Origin of the sequence: Stenotrophomonas sp. (assembly GCF_032066555.1) — a bacterium.
Lineage (GTDB): Bacteria > Pseudomonadota > Gammaproteobacteria > Xanthomonadales > Xanthomonadaceae > Stenotrophomonas.
Genome location: NZ_DAMBKV010000034.1, coordinates 1 through 11,191 on the forward strand (window position 1 = coordinate 1; position 11,191 = coordinate 11,191).

General features: G+C 64.4%; 10 protein-coding genes. 4 read left to right on the plus strand and 6 right to left on the minus strand.

The window, feature by feature from the left end:
* From kdpA to pyrE, 4 genes are all read right to left on the minus strand, one after another.
* A partial coding sequence (gene kdpA / locus RT131_RS19420; RefSeq protein ID WP_313174629.1) for a potassium-transporting ATPase subunit KdpA occupies positions 1–1,393 on the minus strand: 1,393 nt, incomplete at its 3' end.
* Between the two features lie 11 nt (positions 1,394–1,404).
* Entirely contained in the window at positions 1,405–1,497 is a 93-nt protein-coding gene (locus RT131_RS19425) for a potassium-transporting ATPase subunit F (RefSeq protein WP_054660392.1), read from the minus strand.
* Positions 1,498–2,401: 904 nt separating this feature from the next.
* Positions 2,402–3,058 (minus strand): hypothetical protein, encoded by a 657-nt coding sequence (locus RT131_RS19430; protein WP_313174642.1) that lies wholly within the window; start codon positions 3,056–3,058, stop codon positions 2,402–2,404.
* Positions 3,059–3,127: 69 nt separating this feature from the next.
* Positions 3,128–3,787, minus strand: a complete 660-nt coding sequence (pyrE, locus tag RT131_RS19435; RefSeq protein ID WP_313174631.1) for an orotate phosphoribosyltransferase — start codon at positions 3,785–3,787, stop codon at positions 3,128–3,130.
* 196 nt (positions 3,788–3,983) lie between these two features.
* Here pyrE and RT131_RS19440 point away from each other — a divergent pair, with 196 nt between their 5' ends.
* From RT131_RS19440 to RT131_RS19450, 3 genes are all read left to right on the plus strand, one after another.
* Positions 3,984–4,784: an exodeoxyribonuclease III gene (locus RT131_RS19440; protein ID WP_313174632.1), complete on the plus strand. Its 801-nt coding sequence runs from the start codon at positions 3,984–3,986 to the stop codon at positions 4,782–4,784.
* Positions 4,781–6,310, plus strand: coding sequence for an MFS transporter (locus tag RT131_RS19445; protein ID WP_313174633.1), 1,530 nt, complete (start codon positions 4,781–4,783; stop codon positions 6,308–6,310). The genes RT131_RS19440 and RT131_RS19445 overlap by 4 nt, the downstream gene beginning before the upstream one ends.
* Positions 6,311–6,389: 79 nt before the next feature.
* On the plus strand, positions 6,390–6,617 hold the full coding sequence (locus tag RT131_RS19450; RefSeq protein WP_313174634.1) for a hypothetical protein: 228 nt from the start codon (positions 6,390–6,392) through the stop codon (positions 6,615–6,617).
* Positions 6,618–6,769: 152 nt separating this feature from the next.
* On the opposite strand, the gene RT131_RS19455 is transcribed toward RT131_RS19450, so the two are convergent.
* On the minus strand, positions 6,770–7,894 hold the full coding sequence (locus RT131_RS19455) for an anhydro-N-acetylmuramic acid kinase (RefSeq protein ID WP_313174635.1): 1,125 nt from the start codon (positions 7,892–7,894) through the stop codon (positions 6,770–6,772).
* 73 nt (positions 7,895–7,967) lie between these two features.
* Positions 7,968–9,425 (minus strand): peptidoglycan DD-metalloendopeptidase family protein, encoded by a 1,458-nt coding sequence (locus RT131_RS19460; RefSeq protein ID WP_313174636.1) that lies wholly within the window; start codon positions 9,423–9,425, stop codon positions 7,968–7,970.
* Between the two features lie 167 nt (positions 9,426–9,592).
* Here RT131_RS19460 and tyrS point away from each other — a divergent pair, with 167 nt between their 5' ends.
* On the plus strand, positions 9,593–10,807 hold the full coding sequence (gene tyrS / locus RT131_RS19465) for a tyrosine--tRNA ligase (protein WP_313174638.1): 1,215 nt from the start codon (positions 9,593–9,595) through the stop codon (positions 10,805–10,807).
* The last annotated feature ends 384 nt before the right edge of the window (positions 10,808–11,191 follow it).

Consider the following 11,191-nt stretch of genomic DNA (forward strand, 5'->3'; position numbering starts at 1 on the left):
ACTCGTAGAACACCTGGCTGATGCCATGGAAGCCGGGGTTGGAGGTGCCGGCCAGGCCGGGCACGGCCAGGGTCAGCGCGGTGAGGCCGAGCAGGGTAATCGGTTGCAGCAATACCAGCACCGCGAGCAGACGTACCTGTGGCGTTTCCAGTTTGCGGCCGAGCAGTTCGGGCGTGCGTCCGGTCATCAGGCCGGCCAGGAACACCGCCATCATCAAGTAGACCAGGAACTGTTGGATGCCGCAGCCGATGCCGCCCCAGATCGCGCTGATCAACATGTTGACGATGGGCATCATGCCGCCGAGCGGGCTCAGCGAATCATGCATGCCGTTGACCGAGCCGTTCTGCACCTGGGTAGTGATGGATGACCACAAGGCCGTGCCATCGGCACCGAAGCGGGCTTCCTTGCCTTCCATCAGCAACGCGCTGGCGGCGCTGGCGCTGTGGCCTTCCAGCCACAGGCTGGCACTGGTGGACAGCACCGACATGGTCAGCATGCAGCCGAATACCAGCGCACCAAAGCGCCGCCGTCCGGTGAAGCTGCCGAGCATGCAGATGATGGCCATCGGGATCAGCAGGATGCCGATCAATTCCAGCGCATTGGACAGCGGGGTCGGGTTTTCCAGCGGGAAGCTGCTGTTCGGGCCATACCAGCCACCGCCATTGGCGCCGAGCTGTTTGGCCGCAACCATGGCTGCGACCGGGCCGAGCGGGATCTTCTGCGTTTCCATGCCGGCACCGGCATCGATCGGCGTGGCCTGCGGGCCAGCGGCCAGTGTGGAAGGCACGCCCTGCCAGTTCAGCAGCAGCGTCCACACCAGGCACAGCGGCAGCAGGAAGCGCAGACACAGGCGCACCACGTCGGCGTAGTAGTTGCCGACGGTGACGCGCGGTGCGGCATTGCCGCTGTCGTTGCTGGCCGGTTTCATGAACAGGGCACGCAGGGTTGCCACTGCCAGTGCCAGCCCCATCATCGGGGTGATCACCTGCAGGCCGGTGATGCCGGTCATCTGTGAGAAGTAGGACAGCTGCGCCTGGCCGCTGTAGTGCTGCTGGTTGGTGTTGGTCAGGAACGACACCATGGTGTGCAGCGCGGTGTCCCAGCGCATGTTGGGAATGTTGTCGGGGTTCAACGGCAACCAGGCCTGGGTCATGAACACCGCCTGGGTCAGCACCGCCAGCACCAGGTTGCTGATCAGGAACGCAACCACATAGCCGCGCCAGGACATGGAATGGGCGGGATCGACGCCCAGCACGCGGTACAGCGGCTTTTCGATCCAGTGGAAGAGGACGTCGATACGCATCGGCGTACCGCGCATCAGCCGTGCCAGGTACAGGCCCAGCGGCCATGCCAGCGCCAGGCTGGCCAGAAGAATGAGGGTGGCTTCAATCACGACGGCGCTCCTCAGAACGACTCAGGTCGAAGGACCGCGTATAACAGGTAGGCAGCGGCGATCAGCACCACTACGCCGCACAACAAAGCAAGCCAGCCGGGCATGGAAAACCTCGGAAACGAAAGCAGGACGCGGCCGGCTGTGCCGGAACCTGCGTCGGTGGACGGGCAGGGCGGCAGGCAGGCGCGGACGACTACGCTGATCACCCCGATCAGGCCGTTATCGTCATCCTGCGGGGCGTAAACGATCGACGCTGCTTGGGCGGGGCTGGCGTAAAAGGCGCGTAAAAAGTTGGGGGCTGTTGGGGCGGTGATCGCTGATGCGGGGAGCACAAGCGGCGCTGGAGCTCCTTTCATCCGCTCCCGCCTTCGCGGGGAGTAGGCTCTGCGTGCTCCTAGTCCCGGCCTGGCCCGGCGCAGCACGCGGGTTTTGCGAACAGTCACGAGCCTTTGGCTCGAAAGCGCCTGTTCTTGACCCTGCAAGCGGGAGAAGGAATGGTCTTGGCTGGCGATGGAGACTGCCGTAGCGCGCAGACCTTTGATCGCCGGTGGAGTGGCAGTGACACGTGGACCTTCAGCCGCAGGGGGCCTATCCCTTTTTCAGGCAGAGGGAGAGGGCGGAGTCTGCCTGGGGATCTGCTGTATTCCGCAGACTTTCAACCGCCGGTGAAGTCGCAGTGACACGTGGACCTTCAGCCGCAGGCGGCCTATGCCTTCTCCCGCTTGCGGGAGAAGGTGCCCGAAGGGCGGATGAGGGGGGCTTTTAAACAACAAAAGCGGCCTTAAGGCCGCTTTTGTTCTCAATCCAATGGCTCACCGGGAGAGCCCTGCCGAGCATGGCTCGGCACTACCGCTGTTGCTCCCTCCCTTGCGCTGCAGGCGGAGGGGAGGGTTGGGGAGGGGTTGGCTTTGTGGCCTTTCCAGCGCTGCTGGCTTCGCGGCTGACGCCGCTCCTACAAGGCTGGTGAATGGTTTGGAAAGCCCCTGCCGAGCATGGCTCGGCACTACCTCAGCCCTTGGCGGGCTCGGCGCTGACAGCCGGTGCCGGGGCGGCGGCTGCGTCAACCGGTGCCGCGATCCCCTTCAGCTCGCGGTAGCGTGCCAGGCTCTCGGCGATCTCGACTTCCAGCGCCTGCCGCTGCTGTTCAAATGCCGCCTGCAGGCGCAGCTGCGCCAACAGCTCGTTGTGGCGCTGGCGGATCTCGCCAGCCTGCTTGTCCGGCACTTTCTGCCCGGCCAGTTCCTTGTTGCCGGCAGCGGTGAGCTGTGCCGCCAGGGCGCCACGCAGGCTGGTCACGTTGAAAATCGCCGTCTTGATGTTGTTGTCGACGATCGCCGTGCGTTCACTGAACACACGGCGCAGATCGTCTTCGGTGGCATACGTGGACAGCATGGCCTGCTCGGTACGCTTGCGCGTATCGGCTGCCGCGGCATCCACTTCCTGCTGGGCCTGTGCCAGGGCCGCGTCGGCGCGTTCTTCGGCGGTGAGCGCGCGCTGTACCTCTGCCGAGCGCGTGCCGCTGCGGGCATTGAACTCCTGGCGCGCGCTGTTCACCGCTTCCGGTGGCAGCGTGTCCGAACAGATGCGCTTGCCGCCCTCGTCCCAGCAATACAGCTTCTTGCCGGCATCAGGCGCCCGGTTCTGGGCCAGCGCCGGCATTGCCAGCGTGGCCAGTACCAGCAGCAATGTTGCGGTGGTTCTTGACGGATTCGGCACCTTGGCAGCCCCCTGCTATCAGCCTGTCGGATTGCTCCCGTAGTGGCCACGGTAGGCCAGCAACGGTTCGCGATAGCCGACAAGTTCCGGGTTCCCGGAGGCGAATGCAAGCAGATCGGCCAGATTGGCGACGGCGATCACCGGAATGCCGGTTTCGGCCGACACGGCCTGGGCGGCCGAACGGCGGTCTTGCTCCGAGGCGATCTCCTGGCGGTCCAGGGCCACCACGATGCCGGCCGGGATGCCCTTGGCCTCGCGGATGATGGCCAGGGCCTCGCGGATGGCGGTGCCGGCGGTGATCACGTCGTCAACGATCAGGATGCGCTTGCCGGCCATGTCGGCGCCGATCAGGCTGCCGCCTTCGCCGTGGTCCTTGGCTTCCTTGCGGTTGAAGGTCAGCGGCAGGTTGCGGCCGCGGTGCGAGAACTCGCAGGCAATCGCGGTGGCCAGCGGGATGCCCTTGTAGGCCGGGCCGAACAACTGGTCGAAGGCAATGCCGGCATCGTCGATGGCATCGGCGTAGCAGTTGCCCAGCTGGGCCAGGGCCAGGCCGGTGTCAAAACGGCCGGCATTGAAGAAATACGGGCTCACGCGGCCGGACTTGAGGGTGAACTGGCCAAAGCGCAGCGCGTCGGCGTTCAGCGCCAGCTGCAGGAAACGGGAACGGTGGTCACTCATGTAAATACGCTTTCTTATCGTCTATTGAGGTTGCTAGGGTAAAGCATGGCCCTTGCAATTGCTGCGTTGCGCGTCCTGGAGGGGCCTGGGCGGCAAGGCTGGGCGGTTGTCAGGCGAAAGCGCCGCGGGTTTGTCGACCGCCCCGTTCCGGGCGGTATGCTGTGCCGGTCTTGAGCTTTCCTTACAGCGGTCCTTCATGCGTATCACCAGTTTCAATGCCAATGGCATCCGTTCGGCTACTACCAAGGGCTTCAACGAGTGGTTCCTCGGCCAGCAGGCCGACGTGCTCTGCATTCAGGAAACCAAGGCGCAGGAGTCGCAGCTGACCGACGCGCTGTTCCGCCCGGATGGCCATCATTGCTTCTACCGTGATGCCATCACCAAGAAGGGTTATAGCGGCGTAGGCATCTGGAGCCGCCGCGAGCCCGATGAGGTGCGCACGGCATTGGGCTGGGCGCCGTTCGATGACGAAGGCCGCTACATCGAGGCACGCTTCGGCAATCTCAGCGTGGTCTCGTTCTACATCCCCTCCGGCTCCTCGGGCGACCTGCGCCAGGGCTTCAAGTTCGAGGTGATGGAGTGGCTCAAGCCGATCCTGGACGAGTGGCTGGCCAGTGGCCGCGACTATGTGCTGTGCGGCGACTGGAACATCGTGCGCAGCGCGCTGGATATCAAGAACTGGAAGTCCAACCAGAAGAACTCCGGCTGCCTGCCCGAGGAACGCGATTGGATGAACGGTTTCTGCGCCGACCAGGCCGAACTGACCGACACGGCCAAGGGCCGCGGTTGGGTGGACGCCTACCGCGCGCTGCACCCCGAAGGCCAGGACTACACTTGGTGGAGCAACCGTGGCGCGGCCCGCGCCAACAATGTCGGTTGGCGCATCGACTACCAGTTCGTCACCCCGGGCCTGCGTGAGCGTCTGCGCGGCAGTTCGATCTATACCGGCCAGCGCTTCTCCGACCACGCCCCGTTCACCGTGGACTACGACCTGTGAGTGAAGCGGTAGTGGAAGCCCCGCCGGCAGGGCTGCAACGCCTGCGGCGGTTGTTCGTGATCCTGCTGCTCGGTTTTGCCTCCGGCCTGCCGTTGGCACTGACCGGCGGTGCGATGCAGGCATGGCTGACCGTGGACGGGCTGGACCTGGTCACGCTCGGCTTCCTGTCACTGATTGGTATCCCGTACACCTTCAAGTTCCTGTGGGCGCCGCTGATCGACCGCTTCGACCTGCCGATACTCGGACGCAGGCGTGGCTGGATCGTTCTGATGCTGTTCGCGCTTGGCGTGGCATTGACCTTCATGAGCACGCTGTCGCCATCGCGCAATCTGGCGTTGTTCGCGTCGGTGGCGGTGCTGGTGGCCTGCTTGTCAGCCACGCTGGATGTGGTGATCGATGCCTACCGCACCGATCTGCTGGCGCCGGCCGAGCGCGGCCTGGGCGGTTCGCTTACCGTCCTTGGCTATCGTCTGGCGATGGTTCTTTCTGGCGGCATCACCCTTATCTGGGCCGAGCAATGGCAGAGCTGGCCGCAGGTCTACCGGGTGATGGCGGGCCTGTCGGTGGCAGTGGGCGTGTTGGCGCTGCTGTTGATGCCGCAGTTGCCGGAACGCTTCAAGGCACCGGTCTCCAAGGCCGGTGGTGAGCTGCGTGGTTTTCTGGCGCTGGTCGCCGGCGTGGCGCTGGGGGCATGGTTGGCCCATCAGGCGCTGGTATTGTTCGGGCTCGATCCAGACAGCACCGACCGCTGGGTGCGGCTGGTGTTCGTCGTCACCCAGATCGCCGCGGCCATGGTGTTGGGGCTGGGCGTTACCCGTTGGGTACAGTTCGAGACGCTCAACGCGTCGCTGCGCAGTTATTTCGGCATGCGCGGCGCGGGGGCGTTCCTGGCCTTGGTGGTGCTGTACAAGGTGGGCGACGCGTTCGCGTTGAGCCTGTCCACCCCGTTCCTGCTCAAGGGCATGGGTTTCAGCCAGGCTGAAGTGGGGCTGGCCAACAAGACCATCGGCCTGTTGATGACGATTGTTGGCGCCATCGTCGGTGGCTTCTTCCTGCTGCGTCTGCGTCTGTCGACGGCGGTGATCGGCTTCGGCGTGCTGCAGTTGGTGTCCAACCTCGGTTTCTACCTGCTGGCGCGGGAAGGAGCAGGTGCCTGGGGCACGGTTGAGGTGCCGGCGTTCAACCTGTTGATCGTCCACCTGGACCAGCCCACGCCGATGGATGGCCTGCTGCTGTTTGCATTGAGCTTGGACAACTTCGCCGGTGGCATGGGCACGGCCGCGTTTGTTGCCCTGCTTAGCGGGCTGTGCGGAACGCGTTTCTCGGCCACCCATTACGCCTTGCTATCGGCATTTGCGACCTTGGGGCGGGTGTTTGTCGGGCCGTTCGCAGGGGTGTTGGCCGACGCCTATGGCTGGCAGATTTTCTTCCTGGTATCGGTGGTGGTGGGCCTGCCGGGCCTGCTGATGGCATGGTGGCTGCGGCGCGAGGTCGATGCCACTACCCAGTTGTCGCGCGCTGGTTGATCCCGCGCGCTGATTGAATCCTCCGGCGGTGTCGTTGATGATGCCGCCGGGGGGATTCACCGACAGTAGTGTGGTGCACATGGCTGACGTGACTCTGCGTGATATCGATCCGCTGCTGATGGAGCGCATCCGCCGCCTGTCGGTGGCGCGCGGCTGGACCCGCGAGGAAACCTGCCTGGCTTTGCTGGAACAAGGCTTGTTCGCCAGCGAACATCATGTGCGCGGTGGATTCGAGGAGCCCGAAGTGGATGTCCTGTCCGAGGCCATCAAGGCCCTGCAGGCGCTACCAATCGGCAGCGACATCTGAGCCGAGGTAGAGCCGAGCCATGCTCGGCTGGAGCCTTCCCGATAAAGCCTCTGCCGCGCATGGCTCGGCACTACGCTGGAGCGTTCCCGGTAAAGCCCCTGCCGAGCATGGCTCGGCACTACCGCCTACCACCAGCGCCTCACGCCAGCGCCTCACGCCAAATGAATCGCGCCCAGAATCCGCGGCCCGCGCGCGCCGCTGACGCTGGGCAGATTGCCCGGCCGCCCAGCCAGGGTTTCCTGTGCCAGCCACGCAAACCCCATCGCCTCCATGTAATCCGGGTCCAATCCGTGCTCGGCACTGGAGCCGATCAACACGCCCGGCAGCCGCGCCTGCAATCTCGTCAGCAACTGCGGATTGCGCACACCACCGCCGCAGACCAACACGCGCCGCGCAGCCGGCAGCTGCGCCACCAGCGCCTCGGCCACCGTGGCTGCGGTCAGCTCCAGCAGCGTCGCCTGCACATCAGCGGGGGACAACGGCGCCGCATCCAGCTGTGCCTCCACCCACTCAAGATGGAACTGCTCGCGGCCGGTACTTTTCGGCGGCGGCAAGGCAAACCAAGGCTCGGCCAGCAGCCGACCCAACAATGCTTCATCCACCCGACCACTGGCCGCAAACGCACCATCGGCATCGAACGCATGACCAAGATGGCGCTGGCACCAGCCATCCAGCAAGGCATTGGCTGGGCCGGTATCGAAGCCGCGGATGCTGCCATCGCGGGCAATCAGGCTCAGGTTGGCGATACCGCCGAGGTTGAGCACCGCGCGATCTTCATCGGCGCTGCCCAGCATCGCCAGATGAAAGGCTGGCATCAGCGGCGCGCCATGGCCGCCAGCAGCCACATCGCGGCGACGGAAGTCGGCAACGGTGGTGATGCCGGTCAGCTCGGCGATACGGTTGGCATCGCCGATCTGCCAGGTGAAAGCCGGAGTGCTCAGCGGCCGATGACGGATGGTCTGGCCGTGCGAGCCGATTGCCCGCACCTGCTCGCGGCGCACTCCGGCATCTTCCAGCAGCCGATTGGCGGCAGCGGCGAAGGCGATGCCAACACTGGCATCCAGCTGCCCCAGTGCATCCATCGATGCGGGCTCGCCGCCTTGGCCCAGCGCGATCAGGGCATCGCGGGTCGCGCCGTCCCAGGCATGGGTATGGCCGTGTACGAAGTGGCATCCACCGCTCTGCGGAAACTGCACCAGCGCCGCATCGATGCCATCGGCGCTGGTGCCGGACATCAGGCCAAGAAACAACGGCAGCTGCGGATCAACAGGGGTCATGGCGGTCGCTGAAAAGAAACGGGCAGGGAAGCTTCAAGCTCCCTGCCCGTATCGTCAACGGTGTTGCGCTGGCTCAGCCGCGCTTGCCACCGGCTGCCGGTGCGGCAGCGGCCGTCTGCGTTGCTGCCGGCTTCCTGCTGTCGCCGGCATCGGCGTAGATCAGTTCTTCCATGCCCTGGATGCGTGCCATCGCCGGTGCGGTCTGCGCACGGAAGGCGGCCAGATCGGCGCCCTGCAGCGGCTGCGGCGGCGGCATCGTCACCGACAGTGGATTGCGGTGCACGCCGTTGACGCGGAATTCGTAATGCAGATGCGGACCGGTCGACATGCCGGTGGAACCCACATAACCGATGACCTGGCCCTGGGCGACACGCTGGCCGGCACGGTAGGGCCCCAGCCGCGACATATGCCCGTACAGCGTGGTGTGGCCACTGCCGTGGTCGAGGATCACCACATTGCCGTAGCCACGCTGGGTGCCGGCGAACTGCACGCGGGCGTCGCCGGCGGCCATGATCGGGGTGCCAGTGCGTGCGGCGTAATCCACGCCCTTGTGGGTGCGCATGGTGCCGAGGATGGGATGGCGGCGGGTGCCGTAGTTCGAGCTCAGGCGCGCGAACTGGATCGGCGAGCGGATGAAGCTCTTCTTCAACGAACGGCCGTTGAGGTCGAAGTATTCGGACTTGCCATTGCGATCAAACCGGAAGCCGGTATAGGTCTTGCCGCCGGTCTGGAAGGTCGCTGCCAGGATCTTGCTGGTGTCGATGCGCTCGCCTTCGCGCCAGGTTTCGTCCATGACCACGCTGAAGCGGTCGCCCGGCTGCAGGTCCTTGGAGAAGTCGATGTCGTACTTGAAGATTTCATCGGTCATCGTGGCGATGGCCGAGGGCGACAGGCCTGCCTTGCGCGCGGCGTTGTACAGCGAACTGGTGATTTCACCGCTGGCCACCACGGTGCGGGTGCTGGTTGCCCGCTCGCTGACCTTTTCGCGGATCTGGTCGCCCTGCAGGCTCAGCTCAACCCGATGATTGCCATCGCGGTCGAAACGGATGCTGCGCAGGCTGCCGTTTACCGGCAGGTCGAAGGCGATTTCGGCGCCCGGGCGCAGCTTGGTCAGCACCTCGCGGGTGCCTGGATGGTCCAGCACCTTCTGCATGGTGGTCGCCGGTACACCGGCGGCTTCGAACAGATCACTCAGGGTCTGGCCACGTTGCACCCGCTGGATCTGCCAGCTGTCGCCGGGGGTTTCGCCGCGCCGCGCCAGTGACAGCGGCGGCAGGGGCAGGGCAAGCGTGGAATGCGACGACGGCAGGTTGCTGTCGATGGAATTGGAAAAACCGGGGACGATTGTCGCCGCCAATGCACCGATGGTGACGAACAGGCTGGCGTGGATCCAGTGCCGCCGGTTCCAGCGTTCGTTGAACGCGGCGGGCAGATGTTCCTTCAACTTCCGATGCAGGGCGTTGTCGTGCAGGACGTGGAGTCTTTCCTGGAAGCGCTGTTTGCGCGCGGAGCCATGATCGGGTTGGGACATCGGTCGGTTCTCTGGTCGACCCGGATCGCGGGCCCAAACGCAGGTAACATAGACACCTATCAATACCGCGTCAAACCATTGAGCCGCATGGCTTTTCAATCGGTTAACGTGGTTAACTTGTACTTAACACCATTCATGTTTTTGACTGCGAAGTCGGGAGTTTTAGCGTGTCCTCGATTGATGAAGCCCTTGCCCTGATCGGTCGTGGAGCCGATGAAATCCTCAAAGTGGAAGAACTGCGCCAGCGTCTGGAAAGCGGCCGCCCACTGCGCGTGAAGGCCGGCTTCGACCCCACCGCACCGGACCTGCACCTGGGCCACACCGTACTGCTGAACAAGCTGCGCCAGTTCCAGGACCTCGGCCATCAGGTCATTTTCCTGATCGGCGACTTCACCGGCATGATCGGTGACCCGTCCGGCAAGAGCCTGACCCGCAAGCCGCTCAGCAAGGAAGACGTGCTGGCCAATGCGCGCACCTATGAAGAGCAGGTGTTCAAGGTGCTGGACCGCGAGAAGACCGAAGTCCGCTTCAATTCCGAGTGGTTCGGCAAGATGACTGCGGCCGACATGATCCGCCTGGCCGGCCAGCACACCGTCGCCCGCATGCTCGAGCGTGACGATTTCGCCAAGCGCTATGCCGCCCAGCAGTCCATTGCCATCCATGAATTCCTCTACCCGCTGGTACAGGGCTACGACTCGGTGGCGCTGGAAGCCGATGTCGAGCTCGGCGGTACCGACCAGAAGTTCAACCTGCTGATGGGCCGCGGCCTGCAGGAACACCACGGGCAGAAGCCGCAGATCGTGCTGACCATGCCGCTGCTGGAAGGTCTGGATGGCGTCAATAAGATGTCCAAGTCGCTGGGCAACTACATTGGTATCAGCGAACCGGCGATCGACATCGTCACCAAGACCATGAAGGTGGACGACACCTTGATGTGGCGCTGGATCGACCTGCTCAGCTTCGATATCTCGATTGACGAGGCCAAGCAGCTGCGCGCCGACGTCGAGGCAGGCAGCATCAACCCGCGCGAGATCAAGCTGCGGCTGGCGCGCGAGCTGGCCACCCGCTTCCACGATGCTGCCGCTGCCGAGCAGGCGATTGCCGGCTGGAATGCCGCGGTGACCGGGCAGGGCGACATCACCCAGCTGCCGCTGCAGGAAGTCGCCATCCCGGCCGAAGGCCTGCGTATCGGCGCCCTGCTGACCGCGGCGGGCCTGACCCCGAGCAACTCCGAAGCGTCCCGCAAGCTCAAGGAGCGTGCGGTGAAGGTGGACGGCGAAGTAGTCGATGACGCCCAGACCGTACTGCAGCCCGGCTTCGAAGGTTTGCTGCAGGTAGGCAAGCGCACCTTCGCCCGCGTCCTGCTGGTGGCAAGCGCCTGATGCCTGAAGCCCCTCTCCCCCCCCCGGGAGAGGGGTTGGGGAGAGGGTAGGGCGAAGCGTCGCTGTGTCAGCAACGCGGCACGCTCAATCCGCTCAACAGGAAGGTCTTGCTTCCGCACACTAACAAGGTGCACGCAAAGCACTCCCTGCTTCCGCAGCGGCCCAATGAACGAAAGTTGGAAAAAACTTTCCACACCCCCTTCACAAACCCCGCAAAGAAGCACATACTTCACCTCCCCCGACGCAGGGGCCTCGCAAGAGGCGCCAGCAGAAGGAAAGCTTGAAGTCGCCGCCTCGAAATTAGGTGTTGACGAAGCAGAAAAGCCGGTTATAATGGGCGGCTCGCTACGACGGAAACGTCGCAGCCTACGAAGAAGGCGCTGA

Excerpts from the sequence above, each read along its gene's own strand:
- RT131_RS19425 (WP_054660392.1), bottom strand. The coding sequence starts at position 1,497 with ATGCCCGGCTGGCTTGCTTTGTTGTGCGGCGTAGTGGTGCTGATCGCC.
- RT131_RS19450 (WP_313174634.1), top strand. The coding sequence starts at position 6,390 with ATGGCTGACGTGACTCTGCGTGATATCGATCCGCTGCTGATGGAGCGC.
- RT131_RS19455 (WP_313174635.1), bottom strand. The coding sequence starts at position 7,894 with ATGACCCCTGTTGATCCGCAGCTGCCGTTGTTTCTTGGCCTGATGTCC.
- RT131_RS19440 (WP_313174632.1), top strand. The coding sequence starts at position 3,984 with ATGCGTATCACCAGTTTCAATGCCAATGGCATCCGTTCGGCTACTACC.
- RT131_RS19460 (WP_313174636.1), bottom strand. The coding sequence starts at position 9,425 with ATGTCCCAACCCGATCATGGCTCCGCGCGCAAACAGCGCTTCCAGGAA.
- pyrE (WP_313174631.1), bottom strand. The coding sequence starts at position 3,787 with ATGAGTGACCACCGTTCCCGTTTCCTGCAGCTGGCGCTGAACGCCGAC.